This window comes from Nitrospirillum pindoramense (assembly GCF_007827955.1).
In the GTDB taxonomy this organism is placed as follows: Bacteria; Pseudomonadota; Alphaproteobacteria; order Azospirillales; family Azospirillaceae; genus Nitrospirillum; species Nitrospirillum amazonense_B.
In genome coordinates, this window is sequence record NZ_VITR01000001.1 from 363754 (window position 1) to 387791 (window position 24038).

A 24038-nucleotide genomic window follows, 5' to 3' on the forward strand; every position below is an offset into this window, starting at 1 on the left:
TCTTATACGGGTGGTCAAGGCACCCCAGGTGTGCTGGCCAAATCCACTGGCCAAATGCCCCCCCGGGGTGCCTTGCGGTCGGAATTAGATGATGGCGGCGGCCTTCAGCGCCGCCTTGATCTCAGCCTCCGCTTCCGGCGACAGGTCCCGAAGAGGGGAACGGATCGTCGCGTTTTCCAGGATGCCACGCGCGACCAGCGCGATCTTCAGGGCCACCGTGCCCTCCATATGTGATCCACGATGGTAAATGGCCTTGGTCACCGGCAGCAACTGATCATGAATCTTCCGGGCTTTCGGATAGTCCTTGGCTTTCCCCGCGGCGATGAATTCCACCAGCAGCTCGGGCGCCACGTTGCCGTATCCGACCAGCGCGCCGTCCACGTCGAACATGGTGTGCAGCAGGTACTCATCGTGGCAGGTCAGGATCTGCAGATCCGGGAACTCGTTGCGCAGCACCGGGATTTCCGTGTCCCAACGACGCATGTTGCGCACGCCGTTCTTGGTGGCCACCACGCCCGGCTGGGCGGCGATCTCCAACTGGGTTTTCAGGTTGTAGCTGGCCTTGGTGACGTCCGGGTACTGGAACAGAATGCACTGCAGGCCAGATGCTTCATGAATGGCCTTGTAGCGATCCTGCGGCGCCCCGTCCTGGAAGCCGAAACGCAGCCAGCCGTGGGACGGATAGACCAGGGCGCCGATGGCGCCGGCGTCAGCGGCGCGGCGCGCTTCCTTGGCCGCCACTTCCGTGCCCTCGCCGGTAATGCCGGCGATGATGGGAACCTGTCCGCCCACCGCCTCCACCAGCGTTTCGATGAGTTTCACCTGCTCATCCTGGGTCAGGAAGGTCCCTTCGCCGGCGTGGCCCAGGCAAACCAGACTCTTCACCCCATTGATGGAGACCAGCCATTTCGCCAGCGCGGCGTTGGCTTCGTAGTCCACCTTGCCGTCCTTGGTGAAGGCCGTCACCGGAGCCGGGCTCAGGCCGCGCAAATCCATGACGGGGGTACGGAAGGCAGACTTCTCCTGTCGGGAGATGGGCGCGTTCATGGGTTTCCTCACAGTTATCGGTTTCAGGCGACGTTCCATCATTCAGAGAGGGATCGTTCGCGGGAACGTTCCCACGATCGATCCAAAGCCTACTGGAGTCAAGCCCGATCTTGGGGCATACAGAAGGGAGGGTGGGGCCTGCGCGCCGTGGCGTCAGGTCGATGGCGGGGAGATTCTTTTGGCGGAAGAGGAAGACATGGCTGGCCATCCAGGGCGGGTCACCCCGGGGCGGGTGACGTTGCACGACGTGGCGGCGGCGGCAGGGGTGTCCAAGTCCACCGTGTCGCGTATCTTGGATGAGCGGTTGCCGCAATCGGATAGCGAAACGGCCCGGAGGGTCCGCCGGGTGGCGGCCGACCTCGGCTATATCCGCGATGTCTCAGCCGCCAGCCTGCGGCGCGGGAAGACGATGACCATTGGCGTGATCGTGCCGCGCCTGACGGACACCGCCATGGCGATGCTCTATGAGGCGCTCACCAAGGCATGTGCCCGTTCTGGACGGTTCGCCATTGTCGCGACGACGGACGATAGACCCAAGGCTGACCGGATGGCGGCGGAAACCTTGTTGCGGCGGGGTGTTGACGGCCTGGTCCTGTCCACGGCCCGGCAGGATGATGACTTTCCCAATGACCTGACACAACGCGGTGTGCCTCATGTCCTGGCTTTGCGTACGGACGGCCGCAGCCTGTCCTCGGTAGGCGATGATATGTTGGGCGGATATCTGGCGACCCGGCATCTCCTGGACCTGGGGCATCGCCATATCGGCCTGATTGCGGGGCCCTCTTATGCGTCCAGTGCCCGGGGGCGTGTTCAGGGATATCGGCAGGCGCTGGTCGAGGCCGGAGTGGCGCAGGATCCCGCCTACGTCGTCGAGTCAACTTTCGGCATTGAGTCCGGCGCGGAGGCGGCCTTGGCTTTGATGCGCTTGAACCCCAGGCCCACCGCCATTTTCGCGGTTAACGACAACACGGCCATCGGTGCGCTGTCCGCGCTTACTAGGCTAGGGTGCACTGTCCCCGGAGACGTTTCCCTTGTCGGGTACAATGACATTCCCATTGTCGGCCACCTGCCGACGCCGTTGACCACATTGAGGGTCCCGTTCGATCAGATCGCGTCGGTGGCTCTTGATTTGCTGACGGAAGAGCCGGCGGCGGTGATTGATAAAATCAGGGTTTCCGCCCCCACCCTCATTCCTCGCCGATCCACAGCCCCGCTTTCGCCAAGGGGGCGCTGATCCCCTCCTCCGGGCAGGCAGAGTGACGGTCGGCCGGTTTCAAGGCTGGGCGGTTATGAAACGAACGGCATTTGATCGCGATCTCTCACTTGCCGTTCGATAAGCCCGTCCACGAGCGGGCGCATAATCCGCGATATGCGACATGCGCCCGCCCTGCGAGGGACAAGCTTACCCCCCGATCTGCAGCATGCGCAGGTTGTTGGTGGTGCCGGCCTGGGCGAAGGGGATGCCGGCCACGACGATGATCTGGTCGTGCAGCTTGGCGAACTCCGCGCTCTGCGACACCGCGGTGGCGACATCCACCATCTGCTCGTAGGAGTGGATGTCCTCCGACAGGGCGCTGTGCGTGCCCCACAGCAGGCACAGGCGGCGCGACACGGCCTGGTCGGCGGTGATGGCCAGGATCGCCACTTCCGGACGCTTGCGGGCGATACGGGCGGCGGTGGTGCCGCTGGAGGTGAAGGCGACGATCACTGGCGCGCGCACGGCCTCCGCCAGGTCGGCGGCGGCGGCGGCCACGGCGTGCGGCGGGGTCTGTTCCTCCGCCGGGTCCGACGCGCGGATGAGGGAATGGTACAGCTTGTGCCGCTCGGTCGTGGCGATGATGCGGTCCATCATGGACACGGCTTCCAGCGGATAGGAGCCGCTGGCCGACTCCGCCGACAGCATGACGGCGTCGGCGCCGTCATAGATGGCGGTGGCCACATCCGACGCCTCGGCGCGGGTGGGGGTGGGGGCGGCCACCATGCTGTCCAGCATCTGGGTGGCGACGATCACCGGCTTCACCGCCAGACGGCAGGCGCGCACCAGTTCCTTCTGGCGGCCGGGCACCTCTTCTTGCGGGATTTCCACGCCCAGGTCGCCGCGGGCCACCATGATGGCGTCCGACAGGCGGATGATGTCGTCGATCTGCTCCAGGGCCTGCGGCTTCTCGATCTTGGCCATCAGGCCGGCGCGGTCGCCGATCAGGCCGCGCGCCTCGATCATGTCGCTGGGCTTCTGCACGAAGGACAGGGCCACCCAGTCCACGCCCAGGTTCAGGCCGAATTCCAGGTCGGCGCGGTCCTTGGCGGTCAGGGGTGACAGGTTCAGCAGGGTGCCGGGCAGGTTGACGCCCTTGCGGTTGGAGATGACGCCGCCCACCACGACCTCGGCGGTCATGGTGTCGTCGCCCAGGCTGGTCACCTTAACCCGCACGCGGCCGTCGTCGATCAGCAGGTGATGGCCCGGCAGGACGGCGGCAAAAATCTCGGGGTGCGGCAGGGGTATGGCGTCACGGTCGCCGTCCTGGCCCTTCAGCACGAAGCGGATGGTGTCGCCCTTGGCCACCGTGATCTTGCCGTCCTTGATGGTGCCGACGCGGATCTTGGGGCCCTGCAGGTCCTGCAGGATGCCGATGGGCCGGCCCACTTCCTTCTCCAGCGCTCGGATGTGGGCGTGGACCTTGGCGTGGTCCTCATGGGTGCCGTGGCTGAAGTTCAGGCGGAAGGTGTCGACGCCCGCCATGAACAGTGCCTTCAGCATCTCGGGCGAGTTGCTGGCGGGTCCGACGGTGGCGACGATCTTGGCACGGCGGTGGCGACGCATTGTTGTTTTCGGCCCTGGCGGGCCGCCCCAGAAGTGAATGCCGGTTGGAAACGGTTTCCGGGCGCACCATCGGCATGGCCAACGGTTGCCCGGTCCGGTCGGCGGCGATGGTACCCGCTTCGCCCGCCGACAACAACATGGGGATATGCGAAATTCCGGTTAAAGGCGGTAATTTTACTACATGATGCGCCCCGGCGGGCGCGTATCAGATCACGATGTTCGCGCCGCCGTCGATATAAAGGGTGCTGCCCGTCAGCCGCCGCGCGAAGGGACTGGCCAGGTAGGCGCAGGTGTAGCCCACATCCATGATGTCGACCAATTCCCCAACAGGCGCGCGGCTTATGGCGTCGTTCAGCAGGCGATCGAAGTCCTTCAGGCCGGAGGCCGCCCGGGTCATCAGTGGGCCGGGCGACAGGGCGTGGACCCGGATGTGCTGCGGCCCCAGCTCATGCGCCAGATAGCGGCACGACGCCTCCAGCGCGGCCTTGACCGGGCCCATGACGTTGTAATTAGGCACCACGCGATCGGCACCCAGATAGCTCATGGCGAACATGGCGCCGCCGTGCGTCATCAACGGCGCCGCCAGTTTGGCCATGCGGATGAAGGAGTGGCAGGAGATGTCCATGGCGCGGGCGAAGCCTTCGGCCGAGCACTCCAGCAGGCCGCCCTTCAGATCCTCCTTGGGGGCGTAGGCGATGGAATGGACCAGGATGTCCAGCCCGCCCCAGGTGTCGCGCACCGCGTCAAACACCGCCTCCAGCTGTCCCGGCGCCGTCACGTCCAGCGGCAGGAACAGGCGGGCGCCCAGCTCCTGCGCCAGCGGCTCCACATGCGGCTTGGCCTTGTCGTTCAGGTAGGTCAGCGCCAGTTCCGCCCCCACCTCGTGGAAGGCCTTGGCGCAGCCATAGGCGATGGACTGGTCGTTGGCGATGCCCACCACCAGGGCGCGCTTGCCGGCCAGGATGCGGTGGGGCGTGGGCAGGTGGATGTCCGTGGTCATGGGGTCCCGTCCGTCAGCAGGCGCCGCGTGTGGCGGGCGATCATCTGTTCCTCATCCGTCGGCACGATCCAGGCGGCCACGCGGCTGCCGGGCGCGCTGATACGGGTGGTGCCGGCCTGGGGGGTGCCGACCTGGGGCCGGGCGTTGGCCTCAGCATCCAGCGTCACGCCCAGCCAGGCGGCGTGTTGGCAGACGGCGGCCCGCACCCCGGCGCTGTGCTCCCCGATGCCGGCGGTGAACACCAGGGCGTCCAGGCCACCCAGCGCCGCCGCCAGCGACCCGATCTCCCGCCCGATGCGGTAGGTGAACAGGTCCACCGCCAGCTTGGCCCGGGGCTCGGCCGACATCTCCAGCGTCCGCATGTCGCTGGAGAGGCCGGACACCCCCAGCAGGCCGGACCGCTGGTACAGCAGCTTTTCTAGGTCGCGCGGCCCCATATGCATCTCGTCCATCAGGTACAGCAGGACACCGGGGTCCAGCGTGCCGCAGCGGGTGCCCATGGGCAGACCCTCCACCGCCGTGAAGCCCATGGTGCTGGCGACACTGCGGCCGCCGTCCATGGCGCACAGGCTGGCGCCGTTGCCCAGATGGGCCACGATGACCTTGGCGCCGTCCAGGCCCAATTCGCCCAGCTGGGAGGCGATGTATTCGTAGGACAGACCGTGGAAGCCATAGCGGCGCACGCCCCGGTCGGTGATCTCCGCCGGCAGGGCGAAGGCTTGGGCCAGGGGCGGCTGGGTGGCGTGGAAGGCGGTGTCGAAGCAGCCCACCTGGAACAGGCCGGGCGTGCTGGCCAGGATGCTGCGCGCCGGCGCCAGGTTGTGCCGCTGGTGCAGGGGGGCCAGGGGCACCAGGGTCGCCAGCCGGTCCAGCACGGCGGCGTTCAGCGCCGCCGGAGCGGTGAAGTCGCCGCCGCCGTGGACGATGCGATGGCCCACCGCCTCCACCTTGTGGCCTTCCAGATGGGTGTCGATGAACCCCATCAGAAAGCGGGTGGCGGCGTCATGGTCGAAGGCGCCGGCTTCGGCGCCGGTCCAGCGCTGCTCCCCCACCACGTCGCCGGCGGGATGCCGGGCGATGAAGTGGGCGTTGTCGGTGTGCAGCCCCTCGATCTGTCCCTTCAGGAACAGTTCCAGGTGCCGCGTCTCATCCGCGAACAGCGAGAACTTGATGCTGGAGGAGCCGGCGTTGATGACGATGATGGCGTTGCTGATCTTCCTGCGGCGCATGGGCTCACCCCACCGCCATGGCCGAGACGGTGCGGCGGTGCCGGGCGATCAGGGCCGCCACGGCGCAGGAGGCGAGGCGGGCCGGCACGCTGTCGGCCCGGCTGGTCAGGATGATGGGCACGCGGGCGCCCAGCACGATGCCGGCGGCGTCCGCCCCCGCCAGGAAGGTCAGGCTCTTGGCCAGCATGTTGCCGGCCTCCAGGTCCGGCACCAGGATGACGTTGGCGTGCCCGGCGACGGGGGAGGTCAGGTGCTTGATGGTGGCGGCTTCGGGGCTGATGGCGTTGTCCAGGGCCAGGGGGCCGTCCAGGATGGCGCCGGTGATCTGCCCACGCTCCGCCATCTTGCACAGGGCGGCCGCTTCGATGGTGGAGGGGATCTTGGGGTTCACCGTCTCCACCGCCGACAGGATGGCCACGCGCACCTCGCCGAAGCCCAGGATCAGGGCCAGGTCGATGGCGTTCTGCACGATGTCCACCTTCTCCGCCAGGGTGGGGGCGATGTTGACGGCGGCGTCGGTGATGATCAGCGGATCGTCATGGCCGGGGATGTCCATGACGAAGCAGTGGCTGAGCCGCCGGGCGGTGCGCAGGCCGGTCTCCGTCCTGACCACGGCGCCCATCAGCTCATCGGTGTGCAGGCTGCCCTTCATCAGCGCCTCGGCCTTGCCCTCGCGCACCAGCTCCACGGCCCGCTGGGCGGAGGCCACGCTGTGCGGCGTGTCGATGATGGGCAGGGACGCGATGTCCAGGCCCGCCTGCTCCGCCACGGCCCGGATGCGCGCCTCCGGCCCCACCAGGATGGGGGCGATCAGGCCCAGGCGGGCACCATCCACCGCGCCCTCCAACGCGCTCTGGTCGCAGGGATGCGCCACCGCCGTGGGCGGCGGGCCGGCCTGGTGCGCGGCGGCGATCAGGCGCTGGTACTTCTTGTGGCGGGCGATGTCGGCCTGCACCCGGGGGGTGGTCGCGGCGGTGGGGCTGTCCATGGCGGTCTCCAATACGGGCGGGTCGAAAGCGGTCAGGCGGCGGTGCTGGCGTTCCCGCGCCTCGGTTTGGCGGGAGCTGCGCTGGGCGCAGGTGTGTCGGCGGATTGGAACAGGGCCATCATCTGGTCCAGCCGCGCCGCTACGGCGGGGCCAGGCGGATCGCCGGCCTCCACCAGGCGGCGCAGGGCCGTGGCGGCGGTGGCCCGGACTTCCGCATCCGGCGGCAGCAGGGCGGGCAGGGCGGCCAGGGCCGCCGCCTCGTCCCGATGCAACAGGGCCGATTGCTCCCGCACCAGGGCCTTGAACTGGGTCAGGCTCAGCCGCTGGTCTGCCGGGGTTTGACGCCGCAGGGCCCGCAGCACGGTGAAGCGCCGCTCATCGGCGCCGGGGTGGGCATCCGCCTGCATGACATACAGCAGGGCGCGGGTGACGGCGGTCGTCAGCCCGTCGTGGCCGGCATCCACCGCCTTGTCCTCATTGGCCGGCGGCGGGGTGTCCGCCGGCAGCCGCGCGGGTGTCTCCACGCCGATGGCCGCCTGCAGCAGGGCGGAACCGTAGACCGTCAGGAAAAAGGTTTCCGTGGCCCGGTCGCGCAACTCACGCCAGGTGTCCAGCGCCTGGACGACGCTGTCCGACACGGCCTCCTGCACCTTCAGGAAGGGGTTGTCGGGGGCCACGGGCCGGCGGTGGGCGCGCGCGGTTTCCGCCAGGGCGGCGACGGGGCGCATCAGCGGGTTCTTGTCGGAAAACACCTCGAACCGCAGGCGATTGGGATGCAGGCGGCGCATCAGCTCCGCGCTTTCATCCGTCGCCAGTTGCCGCACCACCGGGCGCAAGGTATGGGCGTACAGGTCGCCGTTGAGGGCGGAGATCCGGGCCACGGTGGCGAACCGGCGGTCATCGCGCGCGTCGTTGCCGCCCAGCGCCCGGATATCGTCCAGGCCCCGCCGCTCGAACCGTGTCAGATACCGCCCCGACACCAGTTCGGCGTGCGCCACGCCGGTCTTTTCCGTGAACACGGCCTGGTATAGGCCGGGCGGCAGCATGTCGATCAGGTCCATGGTCCGGGCGAACTCGTCATGTTCCTTGGTCGCCACGGTGGCGGAGACGAAAATGCCCAGGTGGCCGATGCTGGGGTGCAGGGAGTAGACGATGGTCTGGCCGCCGGCCTCCAGCTCCGCGTCGCTGGCGTACAGGTCCAGGATCCAGTCCAGCGCCTGCTGCGGCGGGGTGATGTCATCGCCCCAGGAACAGAAGACGATGATGGGCGACTTGATGGCCCGCAGGTCGACTTTGCTGCCGTCCGACAGGGTGATCCCGCCGCGGGTGAGGTGGTTGCCCAGGAACAGCTCATCGGTGATGTACTGCATTTCCCCGGCACTCAGCAGGATGGGGCTGCCCCACCAGCGCTCAAACTCCAGGAAGCGCGGCCCTTCGGTGTCGACCTTGGAATAGACGGCGTAGTTCTTTTTCCACAGGGTGTTGGCCGGGTTCATATTTTCGAAGTTCGCGATCAGCGCGGCACCGTCGAAGATGCCGCGCCCCAGGTCGCCGCTCAGCGTCGTCAGCCAGGTGCCGCCCAGCAGGCCGCCCAGATAGCGCAGGGGGTTCTTCTCATGCACCCCCGCCCAGTAGGAGAGGGGGGAGCCCGCCAGCACGATGGGCCCCGTCAGATCCGGCCGGGTCGCGGCCATCATCATGACCTGCCAGCCAGCCTGGCAATTGCCGATCAGGCAGGGCTTGCCCTCCGCCTCCGGATGCAGGGCGGCCACCTTTTCCACGAAAGCGGCCTCCGCCCGACAGACATCCTCCACCGTCTGGCCCGGGACCGGCTTGGGCAGGAAGCCGACGAAGTAGCAGGGGTGGCGCTCGGCGAGGGCCACGCCGATCTCGCTGTCATGCTTCATGCCGCCGATGCCGGGGCCGTGACCGGCCCGGGGGTCGAAGACGACGAAGGGCCGCAGGCGGGGGTTGGTGGGTCGGTCAGCCGGCGGCAGGATGCGCATCAGGCAATAGTTTACGGGCCGGTCCAGTGTCCGCCCATCCAGGACCAGTTCGTAGGGGAAGCTCAGGACGTTGGGCCAGGCATCGTCCATATGCTGGAAATGGTCGTTGCCGCGCTGGCGCAGCACATCCAGGAACAGCAGGGAGCGTTGGCCCGCGTCCACCCAATAATCCACGGCCTGCTGGGCAAGGCTGGCCCAGGGCGCCGCAAAAGGGGACGGTTCCGTTCGCATGGGGGTCGTCGTGCTCGCCATCCGTGCCGTGTCCATGAAGTTCCTCGTTCGGGGGGAATGCTGCATCGCGGCAATTGTAAGCGAGAAATATGAAGGATGGGAGAAACTATCCCGGAGATTTATGTTAGTTCGGAATCTGAACTAATAGGGCCCTGTTAGCTCCATGATTCTATTGATTCTGTTTCATTTAGTAATGAGTGTTAGCTGGATTATTCACCAATAATACTCAAAGCCCTCTCGCATGCCGTCATGCTCCAGGATAAAGCTTTCGGTTGGTTTATATTTATGATCCATGTCAACGCTCTGTCGGGAAAATGGACGGGATGGGTGGGCATAGCGCCGCACCATCCGCCCCGCCGGTATCGTCAGGGCGCGGTTGCCGCTGGCCGCCAGCCGCCGCCCAGGGCCTGGGCCAGGGTGATGGCCGCCGACAGCCGGTCGGCGCGCGACTGCACCAGGGCCAGCTCTGCCGACAAAAGGCCGCGCTCGGCATCCAGCTGCTCCAGATAGGGGGAATAGCCGGCGCGGTAGCGGCTGGTGGCGATGGCCAGGGTGCGGGCCAGGGCGTCGCGCTGGCGCAGCAGCGCCGTCTCCTGCTCGGCACTGCGCTGCACCATGGCCAGCCCGTCCTCGACCTCGCGGAAGGCGGTCAGGGCGGCCTTGCGGTAGCCGAAGGCCGCCGCGTCCCGCCGGGCGGCCGCGCTGTCGGCCTGGGCCTTCAGCCGGCCGCTGTCGAACAGGGGTGTCAGGACGCTGCCGCCCAGGGCGAAGATGTTGACCGGGTCGATCAGGCTGCTGACCACGGTGCCGCCCGCGGCGCTCAACTGCACGTCGGGCAGGAACGCCGCGCGCGCGGCGTCCAGGCCATGGTCGGCGGCGACCAACTGCTGTTCCGCCTGCGCGATGTCCGGCCGGCGGCGCAGCAGGTCCGACGGCAGGCCCGCCGGCACCGCCGGCGTGGTCAGGTCGTCCAGGCCGGCCCCCCGGTCGATGGCACTGGGGCTTTCGCCCAGCAGCAGGCTCAGGCCATCCTCCTGCCGGGTGATGGCCAGGTCGAGGGCCGGGATCAGTTGCGCCGTGGCCTCGTATTCGGCCTCGGCCTGGGCCAGGTCCAGCTGGGCGGCGTATCCCGCCTCAGCCCGACGGCGGGCCAGGTGCAGCGAGGCCGCGCGCGCCGCCAGGGTGCGTTGCACGACATCCCGCCGGGCGTCCAGCGCCCGCAGGCCGACGTAGCCGGCGGCGGCCGAGGCCGCGACCGCCAGGCGCACGGCGTCGCGGGCCGCCTCGGTCGCCAGCAGGGTGGCGCGGGCGGCCTCGCTGGCGTCCGCCAACCGGCCGAACAGGTCCAGGTCATAGGACGCGCTGGCCTGCCACTGCCCGGCCGTCTGCTGGCGCGGCTGGCCGAAGGGGCTGACGTCGCGCTGTCGGCCCCCGCCGGCGGCAAGGATGACATTGGGCAGGCGCTGGTCTTCCGCCAGGCGGTACTGGGCGCGGGCCTCGGCGACGCGGGCCGCCGCCACCATGACGTCGGTGTTGCTGGCCAGGGCCCGGTCGACGGTACGGGTCAGCACCGGATCGCCAAAGGCCCGCCACCAGGCGGCCTCGACCGCGTCGTCGCCGACGGGGGCGCCCCGCCATGCCGGCGGCGGTTCCACGGCGGCGGTCAGGGGCGCTTCCGGCCGAGGGCCGGCGCAGGCGGTCAGCAGCAGGGCGAGTGGATAGGCCAGGTGCCTCATGGCTTGGCCCCCCTGGGCGTCCCCGTGGTGGCCGTATCCACCCGCGTTTCCACCGACATGCCGGGGCGCAGGCGGTCGGCCAGGGGCTGGCCGGGGGTGATGGCGATGCGCACGCCGATGCGTTGCGGCACCTTGATGAAGTTGCCGGTGGCGTTGTCGGGCTTCAGCACCGCGAATTCGGAGCCGGCGGCCGGCGACAGCGTTTCCACCGTGCCCGTCAGTTCCGCCCCGTCCAGGGCGTCGACGGTGAAGCGCGCGGGCTGGCCCACGGCCATATGGGCGGTCTGCGCCTCCTTGTAATTGGCGATGATCCAGCGGTCATCCGGCACCAGGGACAGGAACTGGGTGCCATTGGTGACGTATTGGCCCAGGCGCACGCCCACCTCGCCCACCTGGCCGTCTTCGGGGGCGTAGATGACCGTATGCTCCAAGTCGATCTCGGCCAGGGTCAGCTGGGCCAGGGCCGCCTCCACCTGGGCCTGCAGCCCGTCGCGGCCCACGTCCACCGTCCGCACGTCCTGGCGGGCGATCTCCCCGCCCGCCTCGGCTTGGCGCACCTGGGCCTCGGCCTGGGCCAGGGCGGCCTGGGTCTGGTCCCGCTCCCGGATGGAGACGGAGCCGTCGCGCACCAGGTCGGTCACGCGGGCCATGTCGGCGTGCGCGCGGGCCAGCTGGGCGCGGGCGTTGGCCAGGTTGGCCACCTGCCCCGCCAGGGCGGCGGTGCGGGCGGCGTGGGCCTGTTCGCTGTTGGCCAGGGCGGCGCGCTGGGCGGCCAGCGTCGCCCGGGCCTGGTCCACCCGGGCGCGGTAGATGCGGTCGTCGATGCGGGCCAGTACCTGGCCGGCCTTGACGTGGGCGTAGTCGCCCACGGCGACATCCACGACATAGCCGCTGACCTGGGGGGCGATGACCGTGGTGCGGCCGCGGATGTAGGCGTTTTCCGTCGCCTCCACCGTGCCGGCGAAGGGGGGCAGGCGCCAGGCGGCCAGCAAGGCCAGGATGGCGCCCGTGGCCACCACCAGGATGGCCAGGGCGGCCGGCCAGCCGCGCCGGGGCGGGTGCCAGTGAGAGGGGGTATCGGGGGCGCTCATGATCCGCGTCTCCGGCGCAGGGTGTTGAACAGGATGAGGTAGCCGACATAGAGCGCGTTCAGCAGCGCCAGGCCGGCCACGAACAGGAAGACATCGTTGAAGGCCAGCACGGCGGCCTCACGCCCCATGGCCTGGCCCAGTTGGCCGGCGCCGCCCGCCGCCAGGCGGGCCACCACCTGCGGGTCGGATGCCACCAGGTGTTCCGACAGGGTCTGGGAATGCCAGTGGGTCGAGGCGACCTGCAGGCTGCCCAGCAGGGCGGACCCGGCCAGCCCACCCACGTTCTGGGTGATGCTGAACAGCACCATGAAGGTGACCAGGTGGTCCGGCCCCTTGGACACCATGCGCAGGAAGCCCAGCACCAGCGCCGGCCCGATGAACAGCGTGGTGCCGAAGGCGATCAGCGCCTGGCTGAGGTACAGCTGCGGCGGGCGCACCAGGCTGGTGGCGTCGCTGTCGAGCCAGGCGCCGGCGGCGATGAGCAGCGACGCCGCGATCACCTGGTACGGCAGGCGCCGTTCCGACAGTGTCAAGGCGGCGGTCAGGGTTCCCCCCAGCATGGCCAGGACCACGATGATGAACAGGTGTCGCAGTTGGTCGTTGATCAGACCGCCCGCCGTCAGCAGGCCGACGGCGCCATAGGTCTGTTCCGCCAGCGATACCCGCACCATCAGGGCGGCGGCGGCGAAGCGCGCCATGTCCAGCGTGGTCAGCCAGCGGACCTGGATCAGCGGCTGTTGCCGCCGCCGCTCGATCAGCCAGGCGAGGGTGAACAGGGGCACGGCGGCCGCCAGCGCCCAGCCCAGCCAGGGTGTGTCCACCCACCACAACAGCCGCCCCTGGCCCAGCACGCCGCACACCAGCACCAGGCAGGGCAGCATCAGGCCGATGACGGCGAAATCCAATGGCTGGAAGACCGGGGCGCGGTCACTGGGCGGCAGCGGCAGGGCGGTGATGGCGGCCAGCACGGCCAACGCGATGCCGATTTCCATCAGGTGCAGGCCCTGCCACTGGTGCAAGGCCAGCATCTCCACCGGCACCAGGCGGGCCAGTGGGGTGCCCAGCTGGGTCAGGCCGATGCCGATGACCAGGGCCAAGGGGCGCAGTCGGCCGGGAAAGACCTGCAGCAGGTTGTAGACGGTCATGGTGACCAGGCCCGCCGCCGTCATGCCGCTGACAGCCCGGATGATGACGGCGGCGGTGAAGCCGGGGGCGGCGAATTGCAGCAACCCCGCCAGCGCGTAGGCTATCAGCAGGGTGCCGGTCACCGCCGGAATGCCGAACTGTGCCCGCGCCTTCACCAGCATCAGGTTGGCGCCGGCGTTGAAGGCGACATAGAGGGCGGGCAGCCAGCTCGCCTGGTCGATATAGACGCCCAAGGCGCCCGACAGGCTGGCCAAGTTCACGTTCACCAACGCATTGCCCAGGGTGGACGCCACCCCCACCAGGACCGCCACGGCGGCATAGCCCAGGCGGCGGCCCAGGGGATGCGCGGGCACGGCGGGAGAGCCGACGAAGGTCGGCCGCTCCTCCGCCTTGAAGGTGTAGGCGTCGCCGGTCATGGCACCGCCCCCGGATCCCGGAGTTGAAGCAGCATCAGCGCCGTGTCGAGATGAACGCGATAATCGACGACCCAACCATGCGACCAGCGGCAGATGGCCAGCCGGGGCACATCGAAAGCGCGCTTGAGCGGGGCGGCATCGGGGCCGCCGGGCAGATCGGCCGGCAGGGTCAGGCCGCCCGTCGCGGTGCCGGTCAGGCGGGTGACGGCGCAGCTGTGGCGGCCGTCATGGCTGCTGAACAGCGCCATGTAGGGGTTGACGTGGATATGGGCGTCGGGGAAGGCGGCGCAGAAGCGGATGGCCTGGTCGATGTGGGCCTGCTTGTCCAGCGCGGGCGCGGCACCGTCGCCATGGACCACGACGTTCTCCTCCAGGAATTCCGCATAGTCGCCCCAGCGCCGGTCATTCCAGGCGCGGTCCAGGGCGCGCATCCGGTCCAGCGTGCGGCGTAACGCCATGTCAGGGCCGCGACTGCCACTGTGATGTCCCACTGTCCGGCCCCATTTCCAGTCCCCCGTCCGTCGGCTTGTCCTCTCGATGGCCGATCCTAGGCGCGGGGGCGGGCGGGGATGGAGTGAGCGCGCCAGCACTTACGGTTAGCCCGTCTGGGCCGTCGCCTTGGGCGGCCGCAGCCGGTCCATCACCGCCTGGAAGGCGGGCCGGTCGCGCCAGGCGTCGAAGCGGGTGTCTGTGCGCAACCACACGGTCGACAGCTCCCGCCGGTCGATGGCGCGGTTCAGGGCCGCCAGCCCCCGCGCCTCGTCGTTCAGGGCGGCGGCCAGGGTGGCGCGGGCGAAGGCGGTGGCTGGCACCGTGTCGGCGGTGGCCAGCAGGCGCCAGCCGCGCTCCGGCTCGCCCAGCCAGGCCTCGATCTCCGCCCGGGCATAGGCCAGATCGGGATGCCTCGTCGCCACCCGTTCGACAGCGCCGACCAGGGCGCGGGCGCCATCGGGCTCGCCGCCGAAGATATGGGCCAAGGCGCGGTAGACCAGGACCTCCGCCGATCCCCCCGCCTGTCCGCCCGCCGCCTGTGCGTCCGCTTGGGACCGGGCAATCAGTTGGGCATGGCGCCGGGCCTGATAGTGGCTGGTGGCCTCGGCGATGTCCTGCTGCACGGAAAAGGGCTCGATGGCGCGGGCATCACGGAACAGGTGCTCGGCCTCCTCCTGCCGGTCGAGGATGGTGAGGAGGACGCCGTAGAGGCGGGCGGCGCGGGCATGGTCGCCCAGGCGCAAGGCGCGGATGAAGTCCGCCTCCGCCGCCGGGGCGTCGCGGTCCAGCCAGGCGGCGACGGTGGCCCGTGCGGTCAGCGCCTCCACGGACTGGGGGTCGATCTCCAGCGCCCGCCGCACGGCGGCCTCCGCCTCCGCCTTGGCCTCGGCATGGTCGATGAGGCCCAGGCGGAACAGGTCGCACTGGCAGTCGGCGATGCCGGAATGGCCCCGGGCGAAGTCGGCCGCCCCCTCCGCCACCCGCTGGAATATCTCCAGCGCCTCATAGAGGGCAGCGGGCGTCTGTTGGTCCAGCAGCTGCCGGGCGCGATAGATGCGGGCGTGCCCCTCCAGCGCCACCGGGCCCGGGCTGATGCGGGAGGCGCGCATGGCGCTGTTGTCCAGGCGCACCCGGCTCAGCACCGTGGCGGCGATGCGTTCCTGCAGCTGCATATGCTCATGGTCGGGGGCGTCAAAACGGTCGGACCAGATGACGAAGCCCTTGGGGTTCGACACCTCCACCGTCACCCGCAGCATGCCGTCCTGCCGGCGGACTGTGCCCTGCAACACGGCGTCCACGCCCAGCTCCCGCGCCAGTGCCGGCACGGTCCAGCCCTGATCGTGCGCCTGGAAGACGACCGCGCGCGAGGCGACGCGCAGGCCCTGCGCACGCCCCAGGGCGTAGATCAGTTCATCCGTCAGGCCGTCGGCGAAACGGTCATCCTCCGCCGTGCGGCTCAGCGCGCGCAACGGCATGACCGCCACGGCGGCGCCAAACCCGGGGGTGTATGTCGGCCCCTCCGCCAAGGGGGCGGCTGCGTTCAAGGCGACCGCTGGCGCTTGGTTCAGGGCGAACAGCGGGACATAGCCGCCCGTGGGCAGGGTGATGACCACCGGATCGCCCTGGCCCGGGCCGGCGTAATGATCCTGCAGTTTGCGGCGCAGGCGCCGCGCCTCCACCCGCACGGTGCTGTCGATGCGGGGATCATAGGGCGGTTCGCGGCCATAGACGGCATTGCCGATCACCGCCTCCTTCAAGGTGGCGCCGCGTCCTTCCAGTGTTTCCTCGACGATGAAATGCAGGAAGGCCAGCAGCCGGTCCGACCCCGCGAACGGGGGGCTGGACCGCAGTCGGTCGACCTGTTCGCGCACGGCCCAGGGCGATGGCGTCTTGCTGGAATCCACGGGGGCCCTGTCCTTTTAAAAAATTCAGATGCGAACTCGGATTTAGCGCAATTTATGCGGGTGCCAACCGGCCCTGGTCAAGGTGGGTGGCCGATTCACAGGTTGGCATAACGGTTAGCGTGCGCGGGCTAACGCTGCGTGGCCCCTGTGAACCGGTATTGTCGGTTGGGGCAGGCGCCAAGTGGGGGACGGGCAAATGGGGGGTGGGATGGAATTGCCATGGTTGCAGATATCGGGCGCCGTCGCCGGCGGTGTCGTCGGCGGTTTCTCGGGCTTCATCGCCAATACCTTCCATGAGCGCCGTGTGCGCCTGCGGGCCAAGCGGAACATCGCCTGCGCCTTGATCGGCGAGATCGGCGCCCTGTCGCAGCATATCGAGGAGAATTACCTGTCCATGCTGCGCGCCGACCTGCAGGCCTGCGGCGAGGCGCCCTCGGTCGTGCATCACGCCTTCCGGGGCGACCGTGACTACATGCCCGTGTTCCGTGCCCTGGGCAGCACGGTGGGCTACCTGCCCACGCCGCTGCCGCGCGACCTGGTCTACTGGTACACCAGCCTGGCGGCGGGGCTGGAGCGGGCGCGCGCCCTGCATGAACTGTCCGGCCAACGCGACCCGGAGGCCGTGGCCTTCGCCGTGCGGCTGGCCAAGATCCAGGATGCGGCCTTCATCGATTTGCTGGCCCGGTCGCGCAAGCTGCTGGATAGCCTGGATCGCATTTAGGGTACGATTTTACCAAATACGTCCAGCCATGCGCCGATTTCAAGGGGGGGCTTCCTCGAGGGGATGGCGGCATCGGTCTCGTGTAATAGAGGCTGCGTAAAGCGCGGCTGGCGCTGTTCCTCGCCCGACATTTTCGCCATTAAAATATTAGTCGATTCAGGTATTTGTCCAGAATCGAAGGTATTTATGCCATCGTCCTGGAGTATAAAATTTTACGAATATTCTTTCTGATTTTCGGTGATTCTCCTTCCTGGATATAGGCCAGTGGTGTGAGAGGGTGGGCCACCAGCAACGAGATGTTAACACCCAGGCCCAATTCACGTACGGTTATCTTTGGAATAATGTAATTCTATCAGTGCATTATGAAGTGTATTTCAATTAAGTATAATCACCTACCTCTTAAGAGCTAGATAGTGCGCCATAGGTCCTTGGCGATATATTAACCTTTACGACCTAAAACTATTCCCAGGCGACGCACCCGGTACATCCAATATCCGATTTAAAGGGTTTATTACGTGATACCCCATCAACATTCAGCCGCCCACGCTGTTAGCGATATCAGCGGCCCGGATGATGGCGCGCTGGATCGCGTCCTGTCCGCACTGGCGGCGCAGGGGCAGCTGTCCCCGGGCGCGCTGGGCCGGGCGCAGGCGGCCGGCGGCCGGGTGGATCGGCGGCTGTTGGATTTGGGCCTGGTGTCGGAGGAGCATATGGCGGCGGCGTATGCCCAGGCCCTGGGCCTGGCGCTGTGGCCCGCCGATCACCTGCCCCAGGCGCCGGCGATGATGGACGTGGCCAACCTGGCCTTCCTCAAGGCCAAGCTGATGCTGCCGCTGACCGATGAGGGCGCCGAGGTGGTGTTCGCCATGGCCGATCCGCTGGATGGCCAAGCGCTCGGCGCGGCCGCCTTCCTGGCCGGCCGGCCGGTGCGGCCGGTGGTCATGACCGGCACGGCCATCGCCGCCGCCCTGGACCGGTTGTATGAGCCGGCACAGCCAGCCGCCAACCAGGACGCGATGCCCGACCTGCTGGAGGGCGATGCCGAGCGCCTGCGCGATCTCGCCAGCGAGGGGCCGGTGGTGCGCCTGGTGGGCAACGCCATCCAGGCGGCGCTGGCCGCCGGCGCCACCGACATCCATGTCGAACCCATGGCCGACCGCCTGGTCATCCGCCATCGCATCGACGGCATCCTGCGCGAGGCGGAGGTGTTGCCCCGCCGCACGGCCGCAGGCGTCATCACCCGTATCAAGGTCATGGCCGGCCTGGACATCGGGGAACGCCGCCTGCCCCAGGATGGGCGCATCCGTCAAACCCTGCAGGGCCGTGAGATCGATTTCCGCGTCTCCACCACCCCCACCGTGCATGGCGAGGACGTGGTGATGCGCATCCTGGACCAGCAGACGGCGGGCGGGCGCTTGGACAGCCTGGGCCTGCCCGCCTGGGTGGCGGAGCCGCTGACCGCCCAGTTGGACCGGCCGCACGGCATCGTGCTGGTGACGGGCCCCACCGGCAGCGGCAAGACCACCACCCTCTATGCCGGCCTGCGCGGCATGGATGCCGCGCGCCGCAAGATCCTCACGGTCGAGGACCCGGTGGAATATTTGCTGGATGGCATCAACCAGACCCAGGTGAAGCCCGGCATCGGCCTGACCTTCGCCCATGCCCTGCGCAGCTTCCTGCGCCAGGACCCGGACGTGATCCTGGTGGGTGAGATGCGCGACGGCGAGACCACCAAGGTGGCGGTGCAGGCGGCCCTGACCGGGCATCTGGTGCTGTCCACCCTGCACACCAACGACGCCGCCGGTGCCGTGCCACGCCTGATGGACATGGGCGTGGATCCCTACCTGCTGGCCTCCACCTTGAACGGGGTGCTGGCCCAGCGCCTGGTGCGCACCCTGTGCCCCACCTGCCGCCAGCCCCACACCCTGTCCGCCGACGCGGCGGCGGCCTTGGGACTGCCGGCGCGGGAGACCATCGTCCATCGCGCCGTGGGCTGCCCCGCCTGCAACGGCACCGGCTATCGCGGGCGGTCGGCCATCGCCGAATGGCTGCCCATCACCGACGCGGTGCGGACGCTGATCCGCCAGGGGGCGTCGTCGGCGGAGATCGAAGCGGCGGCGGTTCAGACGGGCGGCATGGTGCCCCTGTACCAGGACGGCCTGCAGCGGGTGTTGGACGGCGTCACCACGCCTGAAGAAATTTTGCGCGTGACCAAGGCGGATTAGGACGGATTAAGACGATGACGACAATGGCCATGACCCGCTTTTCCTACCGCTCCGTCGATGCCAGCGGGCGCGCCAGCCGCGGCACCATCCAGGCCGCGGACCGCCGCGCCGCCGTCGATCAGTTGATGCAGCGGGGCCTGACGCCGCTGTCGGTGAAGGAGGAGGGCGCCAAGCATGCCGGGGGCGCCGGCCGCGCGGGCGATCTCAAGCGGGCGGAGCGCCTGTCCTTCGTGCGCGACCTGGCCAACCTGGTCGCCGCCGGTTTCGCGCTGGAGCCCGCCCTGGGCCTAGTGGGCGACCAGATGCAGCGCCCGGCGGCCGCGGCGCTCGTAGGTCAAATCCGCGCCCGGGTGCGCGCCGGTGACAGCCTGGCGACCGCCGTGGCCGCGCAAGGGCCGGCGTTTCCGGCGGAATTCGTCGGCCTGATCGCGGCGGGTGAGCAGGGCGGGGCCCTGGCGGCCGCCCTCGGCCATCTGGCGGCCCTGGAAGAGGACCGCGCCCAGTTCCGCCAGCGTCTGGTCAGCGCCATGGTCTATCCGGCGCTGATCGCTTTGCTGACCCTGGCCGCCCTGGCCTTGATGGCCGGCTACGTCCTGCCGCAGTTCCAGGACCTGTTCGCCGGCAGCAAGGCCAAGCTGCCCGCCGCCACGTCCGCCGTGCTGGCCATCGGTGATTTCCTGGGGCGCTTCGGTCCCGGCATCCTGGCCGGCGGGGCGCTGGCCGTACTGGCCCTGGTCCGCGCCTACCGCCAGCCCGATTTGCGGCTGCGCCTGGATCGCGCGCTGCTGGTGGCCACGGGGCCCCTGGGCCGGTTGGTCGGCGATGCCCAGCTGGCGCTGTACACCCGCACGCTGGCCAGCCTGCTCAGCGGTGGGGTGCCTCTCGCTGCCGCCCTGGCCACCGCCGGCGGCTGCCTCGCCAACCGCGCGCTGGCCAGTGCGGCCGACCGGGTGCGGGTCGCCGTGCGCGGTGGGTCGGATCTCAGCCGGGCCGTGCAGGCCGAACCGCTGTTCCCCCGCCGCCTGTCGCGCATGCTGGCCCTGGCGGAACAGACCGCCAGCCTGCCACAGGGGCTGCTGGATCTATCGAAAGTGTTGGAGCGCGAAAGGGGCGTAGCCCTGGATAGGGCCTTGTCTTTGGTGACGCCCATCCTAACCCTCGTTCTCGGCAGCATGGTCGGCGGCATCTTCGCCGCCCTCATCGCGGGGATCCTCAGCCTGAATGACATCGCCCTCTGACATCCTGGAACAACATCCCTCCCTTCGTGATCGCCCCCTTCGTGATCGCCCCCTTCGTGATCGATGGGGCGGGCAGCAGGGGTTCACCCTGGTCGAGGTTCTGGTGGTCCTGGTGATCATCGGCCTGCTGGGCCTGCTGGTCGCCCCCAACCTGGTGGCCCGCCTGGGCAAGGCGAAGGGGGAGGCGGCGCAGGCCCAGATCAACACCCTGGTGGCGGCCGTCGACCTGTTCTACGTCGACGTCGGGCGCTATCCGACCATGCAGGAGGGGCTGGAGGCGCTGGTGACCGCGCCGGCCGGCGACGCCAACTGGCGCGGCCCTTACCTGCGCAAGCGCCAGGCCCTGGTCGATCCCTGGGGCAACGCCTATCGCTACAAGGCGCCGGGCGACCACGGCGCCTATGACATCTTCTCCCTTGGCAGCGACAACGCCCCGGGCGGCGAGGGCGACGCCCGCGACGTCACCAGTTGGTAGGGCCGGGCGATGGCCGGGTGCTTCCCAGGGCGGGGTACGCCCTCCCGACAGGCCGGCTTCACCCTGGTAGAGGTGCTGGTGGTGCTGGTCATCATCGGCATCCTGGGGGCGGCGCTGGCCCTCGGCATCCAGGACCGCCTGCCTGGCCTGCGCTTCACCGCCGCCGTTTCCGCGCTGGAGGATGAGCTGCGCAACCGGCAGGTCGAGGCCATGGAGACGGGACACCCCGTCCTCTTCACCCTGGATGACGTCAAGCGCTCCGCCGGCGGGGCGGCCGGCCGCCGCTTGCGGCGCATCGCGGCGGTGGATTTGGCCATAGAAGGCGGTGATGGCGCGCGCCCGGGTGCTGTCGTCTTCCTGCCCGGCGGCTGGTCTCCCGGTGCCCAAATCCGCCTGCGCGAGGGCGACCGCGCCGCCACAGTGCGCGTGGATTGGCCTTTGGGCACCGTGCACCGGGAATAAGGAAGGGCCGCATGCGCCGGGCGGATGGTTTCACCTTGCTGGAAATGTTGATCGCCCTGGCCATCTTCGGCCTCGGCACGGTCCTGCTGATGCAATCGGCCTGGTCCGGGACATGGTCCGCCCGCCAGGCCTGGGGGGAGACGGCGGCCCTGCGCTTGGCCCAATCCGTCGCGGCGGAGGTCGGTGTCGCCCTGCCGCTGGACGACCAGCCCAGGGATGTGGGGCTGGACGGGGCGGGCGCGGGCTTGCCCTACCGTGTCAAAATTGTGCCAGGGCGCCTTTCGCCGACGGGGGACCGCGACTATCGGGTAGAAGTCCGCGAAATGAAACCAGACGTGACGCGAGAAGGGGGAACAGAGGCCGCCATGCCGGGAGCGGGCCGGCGGGCCGATGGCCCTGTTCTGGCGACCGTCACCAGCCGCGTGCTGGTGGACGGGCCGCCATGATGACACCCGCTCTCGCCACCCCCGATGCCGCGCCCGCCGCCGCCGGGGGCCGTCGCGGCATGACCCTGGTGGAGGCCCTGGTGGCCCTGGCGCTGCTGGGTATGCTGGCGGTCGCGGCCGTCGGCCTGCTGCCCCTGATGAACCGCATGGCCGACCGCAGCGGTGCCCTGCAGCGGGCCGCCGCCGACCTTGGCCGCGTGCACGACTTCACCCGCTTCCTCGTGATCAACGCCTTGACCCCGGGTGACCTGGCGCGCGCGGGTGCGGACCTGCCGCCGCTGCGCCGCGATGCCCGGCATTTCGATGTGTTGGCGCCGTTGCCCGTTGGGCTGGGCCGCGGTGGGCTTTACCGCATGGCCCTGACGGTGGAGGGGGCGCCCGGCCATGAGGCCCTGCGTCTGCGGGTGGCGCCCCTGCGCCCCGACGGTCCACCGCCGGGCGATGGCTTGCTGATCGACGGCGCCGCCCGCATCGCCTGGTCCTATTTCGATGGCCAGGCCCACGCCTGGACCGACCATTGGGCGGACCCCGCGACGTCTCCGGCCCTGGTGCGCCTGGATGTCGCCCCCGCCGGCGGGGAAGCGTGGCCGCCTATGATCGCCGCCCCGGTGGTGCGTGGCGGGGTGCTCTGCGCCTATGACCCGGTGCGGGGCGCGTGCCGGCCTGAGGGTGGCTGATGCCCACGCTGGCCCACCGCCTGAGACGCCTGGCCGTGCTGGCCATGGATGCGCTGGCGGACGGCGCCGCCGCCGCCTTGCCCCCGTGGGGACGCCGTATCCTGGGGCTGGAGGTGCCCGTCCTGTTCCTGTCGCCGGGCGGCGCCGGCCTGACGGCGCCCTCGATCCGGATGCCCATCCGCCTGGTGCTGCACCCGACGGACGTGCATGCGGTGGACGTGCCCTTGCCCAAGGGGCGGCTGCTGGGCGGCATTGTCGATGCCCGGGGGTTCGTCGAGATCCAGGCCCACCGTTTCATGCCCCTGCGGCCGGACCTGCTGGCTTGGGACGTGGTGACCCTGCCACCCGCTGGGTCACCCGCTGGGCCGCCCGCCGGTGGGGCGGGTACCGCCCGGGTCCACATGGTGCGGCGAAGCGTGCTGTCGGCGGCGCTGGCCTGGGCCGCGGCGGTGGGCCTGACGCCGGCTGGGATCACGGCGGCGGCGGCAGGGCCGGCGCCGGAATTCCTGCGCTTCGATCCCGCCCGGGTGCGCCGGCGGTTCCTGCGTTTGGCCACCGCCGCCGGCCTGTTCTGGCTGTCCCTGCCCATCCCCTTCGCCGTTGCCCTTTGGATCCTGGACCGGCAGACGGCCATGGTGGAACAGAAATTGGCGGTGGTGGCCAAGGACGCGCGTGTGGTGCGGGACATGCGCGACCGCATTCTGTTCCTCAGCCCCGATGCCGCCGGCACCGCCCTGCTGCTGGCGCAGCCGGGAAGGGGCCAGGTGCTGGATGAATTGGCGCTCGCCCTGCCCGACAGCGTCTGGCTGAAGGATGTCGCGCTGACGCCGGAGGCGGTGACCATCCAGGGCCGGGCCTTGGATCTGGCGGATGTGCTGGCCCGGGTGCGCGCGGCGGGCCCCTTCGTCGATCCCCGCTTCACCGATCCGCCGGACGCGGTGGCCTCTCCGCCGGCCGCCCCCGTCGCGGGCCAGGCGGGTGGCGCCCCGCGGGACTTCACCTTGACGACATCGCTTGCGGTGGGGCGGCCCTGAGATGACAGCCCCGCTTTCCCCCCGCCGTTCCTCCCCGCCGCGCGGTTTGCGTCCCGGTTTCGTGCTGGCCATCGCCCTGTGCCTGCTGGCGCTGCCGCCCTACTTCTACCTTGCCCCCCTGGTGGATGGGGTGGAGGCCGCCGCCGCCCGCCGCGCCGCGCGCCTGGCGCAGTTGGCCGCTACGCGCGCGCTGCTGGCCCAGCAGGACGACCTTGCCCGCCGCGCCGCCCAGGTCGACCAGGCGCTGGGCGTCCACACCCTGTTACGCACTGGGGTGGACGCGGCGGCGGTGCAGGCCGATGCGGAGGGCGACGTGCGCGGCGCCTTGCGACAGGCCGGTGTCACCATCAACACCCTGACGGCCCGGCCGGATGCGGGCCAGGGGACCTACCGACGCATCCACCTGGCGGTATCCGCGCAGGGCGACGCCGTGACGGTGGCCAATGCACTGGCGGCCCTGGACGGCGTACGCCCCCGCCTGCTGGTGCGCTCCGCGCGTCTGCGCACGGACGCGCCGGAACCGGTGGTGCCGGGTCCCGGTTTCGGCAGGGCCGCACGCGGCTCCGCCGCTGGGGAGGCCAATTCCGTGACCCTAGACATTGAGATCGACGCCTATGCCGACTTGGCCGGCCCCTAGGGGGCCCCTTGACCGG

Annotated in this window: 21 protein-coding genes; 10 read left to right on the forward strand and 11 right to left on the reverse strand. The window is 69.6% G+C overall.

Annotated features, from left to right (window positions below; all coding sequences use genetic code 11):
• Positions 1–84: 84 nt before the first annotated feature.
• Entirely contained in the window at positions 85–1047 is a 963-nt protein-coding gene (locus FBZ90_RS01485; protein ID WP_211101876.1) for a dihydrodipicolinate synthase family protein, read from the reverse strand.
• Positions 1048–1225: 178 nt separating this feature from the next.
• On the opposite strand from FBZ90_RS01485, the gene FBZ90_RS01490 reads away from it, so the two are divergent.
• Positions 1226–2281, forward strand: coding sequence for a LacI family DNA-binding transcriptional regulator (locus FBZ90_RS01490; protein ID WP_246130090.1), 1056 nt, complete (start codon positions 1226–1228; stop codon positions 2279–2281).
• 168 nt (positions 2282–2449) lie between these two features.
• Here the strand turns inward: FBZ90_RS01490 and pyk are convergent, their stop codons facing one another.
• The 10 genes from pyk to FBZ90_RS27680 all read right to left on the reverse strand — a co-directional run bounded on the left by pyk (position 2450) and on the right by FBZ90_RS27680 (position 16107).
• On the reverse strand, positions 2450–3868 hold the full coding sequence (gene pyk, locus FBZ90_RS01495; protein WP_145729258.1) for a pyruvate kinase: 1419 nt from the start codon (positions 3866–3868) through the stop codon (positions 2450–2452).
• A gap of 205 nt (positions 3869–4073) precedes the next feature.
• Positions 4074–4868 (reverse strand): enoyl-ACP reductase FabI, encoded by a 795-nt coding sequence (gene fabI, locus FBZ90_RS01500; protein WP_145729259.1) that lies wholly within the window; start codon positions 4866–4868, stop codon positions 4074–4076.
• Positions 4865–6097 carry an acetate/propionate family kinase gene (locus FBZ90_RS01505; RefSeq protein WP_186455544.1) on the reverse strand — a complete coding sequence of 411 codons (1233 nt, stop codon included), beginning with the start codon at positions 6095–6097 and terminating at the stop codon, positions 4865–4867. The genes fabI and FBZ90_RS01505 overlap by 4 nt, the downstream gene beginning before the upstream one ends.
• Before the next feature lie 4 nt (positions 6098–6101).
• Positions 6102–7085: a phosphate acetyltransferase gene (locus FBZ90_RS01510; protein ID WP_145729260.1), complete on the reverse strand. Its 984-nt coding sequence runs from the start codon at positions 7083–7085 to the stop codon at positions 6102–6104.
• A gap of 32 nt (positions 7086–7117) precedes the next feature.
• Complete coding sequence (locus tag FBZ90_RS01515; RefSeq protein ID WP_246130091.1) at positions 7118–9343, reverse strand: DUF3141 domain-containing protein; 2226 nt, start codon at positions 9341–9343, stop codon at positions 7118–7120.
• A 344-nt stretch (positions 9344–9687) separates the two neighbouring features.
• A complete protein-coding gene (locus FBZ90_RS01520) occupies positions 9688–11058 on the reverse strand; it encodes an efflux transporter outer membrane subunit (protein WP_145729261.1) in 1371 nt (456 codons plus the stop codon).
• A complete protein-coding gene (locus FBZ90_RS01525) occupies positions 11055–12149 on the reverse strand; it encodes an HlyD family secretion protein (RefSeq protein WP_145729262.1) in 1095 nt (364 codons plus the stop codon). Before FBZ90_RS01525 ends, FBZ90_RS01520 begins: the two co-directional genes overlap by 4 nt.
• Positions 12146–13711, reverse strand: a complete 1566-nt coding sequence (locus FBZ90_RS01530) for an MFS transporter (RefSeq protein WP_145729263.1) — start codon at positions 13709–13711, stop codon at positions 12146–12148. Before FBZ90_RS01530 ends, FBZ90_RS01525 begins: the two co-directional genes overlap by 4 nt.
• Positions 13708–14169: an ester cyclase gene (locus tag FBZ90_RS01535; protein WP_145729264.1), complete on the reverse strand. Its 462-nt coding sequence runs from the start codon at positions 14167–14169 to the stop codon at positions 13708–13710. The genes FBZ90_RS01530 and FBZ90_RS01535 overlap by 4 nt, the downstream gene beginning before the upstream one ends.
• Positions 14170–14307: 138 nt before the next feature.
• A complete protein-coding gene (locus FBZ90_RS27680; RefSeq protein ID WP_186455545.1) occupies positions 14308–16107 on the reverse strand; it encodes a hypothetical protein in 1800 nt (599 codons plus the stop codon).
• 208 nt (positions 16108–16315) lie between these two features.
• Between FBZ90_RS27680 and FBZ90_RS01545 the strand changes: the two genes are divergently transcribed.
• From FBZ90_RS01545 to gspM, 9 genes are all read left to right on the forward strand, one after another.
• The gene (locus FBZ90_RS01545; protein ID WP_145729265.1) at positions 16316–16828 is read left to right on the forward strand and encodes a hypothetical protein; all 513 of its coding nucleotides are present in this window, start codon (positions 16316–16318) and stop codon (positions 16826–16828) included.
• Positions 16829–17343: 515 nt separating this feature from the next.
• Positions 17344–19053 (forward strand): GspE/PulE family protein, encoded by a 1710-nt coding sequence (locus FBZ90_RS01550; RefSeq protein ID WP_145729266.1) that lies wholly within the window; start codon positions 17344–17346, stop codon positions 19051–19053.
• 14 nt (positions 19054–19067) lie between these two features.
• On the forward strand, positions 19068–20291 hold the full coding sequence (locus FBZ90_RS01555) for a type II secretion system F family protein (RefSeq protein ID WP_145729267.1): 1224 nt from the start codon (positions 19068–19070) through the stop codon (positions 20289–20291).
• A complete protein-coding gene (gene gspG / locus FBZ90_RS01560; RefSeq protein ID WP_145729268.1) occupies positions 20275–20766 on the forward strand; it encodes a type II secretion system major pseudopilin GspG in 492 nt (163 codons plus the stop codon). Before FBZ90_RS01555 ends, gspG begins: the two co-directional genes overlap by 17 nt.
• Before the next feature lie 9 nt (positions 20767–20775).
• On the forward strand, positions 20776–21228 hold the full coding sequence (locus FBZ90_RS28225) for a prepilin-type N-terminal cleavage/methylation domain-containing protein (RefSeq protein WP_145729269.1): 453 nt from the start codon (positions 20776–20778) through the stop codon (positions 21226–21228).
• Between the two features lie 11 nt (positions 21229–21239).
• On the forward strand, positions 21240–21674 hold the full coding sequence (locus FBZ90_RS27685; RefSeq protein ID WP_186455546.1) for a type II secretion system protein: 435 nt from the start codon (positions 21240–21242) through the stop codon (positions 21672–21674).
• On the forward strand, positions 21671–22351 hold the full coding sequence (locus tag FBZ90_RS01570) for a prepilin-type N-terminal cleavage/methylation domain-containing protein (RefSeq protein ID WP_186455547.1): 681 nt from the start codon (positions 21671–21673) through the stop codon (positions 22349–22351). The genes FBZ90_RS27685 and FBZ90_RS01570 overlap by 4 nt, the downstream gene beginning before the upstream one ends.
• A complete protein-coding gene (locus FBZ90_RS01575; protein WP_145729271.1) occupies positions 22351–23385 on the forward strand; it encodes a PilN domain-containing protein in 1035 nt (344 codons plus the stop codon). The genes FBZ90_RS01570 and FBZ90_RS01575 overlap by 1 nt, the downstream gene beginning before the upstream one ends.
• Before the next feature lies 1 nt (position 23386).
• Positions 23387–24022: a type II secretion system protein GspM gene (gspM, locus tag FBZ90_RS01580; protein WP_145729272.1), complete on the forward strand. Its 636-nt coding sequence runs from the start codon at positions 23387–23389 to the stop codon at positions 24020–24022.
• The last annotated feature ends 16 nt before the right edge of the window (positions 24023–24038 follow it).

What these genes read in the sequence shown, in the direction of transcription:
- gspM (WP_145729272.1), top strand. Translation starts at nt 23,387, where the DNA reads ATGACAGCCCCGCTTTCCCCCCGCCGTTCCTCCCCGCCGCGCGGTTTG.
- FBZ90_RS01545 (WP_145729265.1), top strand. Translation starts at nt 16,316, where the DNA reads ATGGAATTGCCATGGTTGCAGATATCGGGCGCCGTCGCCGGCGGTGTC.
- FBZ90_RS01505 (WP_186455544.1), bottom strand. Translation starts at nt 6,097, where the DNA reads ATGCGCCGCAGGAAGATCAGCAACGCCATCATCGTCATCAACGCCGGC.
- FBZ90_RS01535 (WP_145729264.1), bottom strand. Translation starts at nt 14,169, where the DNA reads ATGGCGTTACGCCGCACGCTGGACCGGATGCGCGCCCTGGACCGCGCC.
- FBZ90_RS01555 (WP_145729267.1), top strand. Translation starts at nt 19,068, where the DNA reads ATGACGACAATGGCCATGACCCGCTTTTCCTACCGCTCCGTCGATGCC.
- FBZ90_RS27685 (WP_186455546.1), top strand. Translation starts at nt 21,240, where the DNA reads ATGCGCCGGGCGGATGGTTTCACCTTGCTGGAAATGTTGATCGCCCTG.
- FBZ90_RS28225 (WP_145729269.1), top strand. Translation starts at nt 20,776, where the DNA reads ATGGCCGGGTGCTTCCCAGGGCGGGGTACGCCCTCCCGACAGGCCGGC.
- FBZ90_RS01510 (WP_145729260.1), bottom strand. Translation starts at nt 7,085, where the DNA reads ATGGACAGCCCCACCGCCGCGACCACCCCCCGGGTGCAGGCCGACATC.
- FBZ90_RS01530 (WP_145729263.1), bottom strand. Translation starts at nt 13,711, where the DNA reads ATGACCGGCGACGCCTACACCTTCAAGGCGGAGGAGCGGCCGACCTTC.
- FBZ90_RS01575 (WP_145729271.1), top strand. Translation starts at nt 22,351, where the DNA reads ATGCCCACGCTGGCCCACCGCCTGAGACGCCTGGCCGTGCTGGCCATG.
- gspG (WP_145729268.1), top strand. Translation starts at nt 20,275, where the DNA reads ATGACATCGCCCTCTGACATCCTGGAACAACATCCCTCCCTTCGTGAT.
- FBZ90_RS01525 (WP_145729262.1), bottom strand. Translation starts at nt 12,149, where the DNA reads ATGAGCGCCCCCGATACCCCCTCTCACTGGCACCCGCCCCGGCGCGGC.
- FBZ90_RS01485 (WP_211101876.1), bottom strand. Translation starts at nt 1,047, where the DNA reads ATGAACGCGCCCATCTCCCGACAGGAGAAGTCTGCCTTCCGTACCCCC.
- FBZ90_RS01570 (WP_186455547.1), top strand. Translation starts at nt 21,671, where the DNA reads ATGATGACACCCGCTCTCGCCACCCCCGATGCCGCGCCCGCCGCCGCC.
- fabI (WP_145729259.1), bottom strand. Translation starts at nt 4,868, where the DNA reads ATGACCACGGACATCCACCTGCCCACGCCCCACCGCATCCTGGCCGGC.
- FBZ90_RS01515 (WP_246130091.1), bottom strand. Translation starts at nt 9,343, where the DNA reads ATGGCGAGCACGACGACCCCCATGCGAACGGAACCGTCCCCTTTTGCG.
- FBZ90_RS01520 (WP_145729261.1), bottom strand. Translation starts at nt 11,058, where the DNA reads ATGAGGCACCTGGCCTATCCACTCGCCCTGCTGCTGACCGCCTGCGCC.
- pyk (WP_145729258.1), bottom strand. Translation starts at nt 3,868, where the DNA reads ATGCGTCGCCACCGCCGTGCCAAGATCGTCGCCACCGTCGGACCCGCC.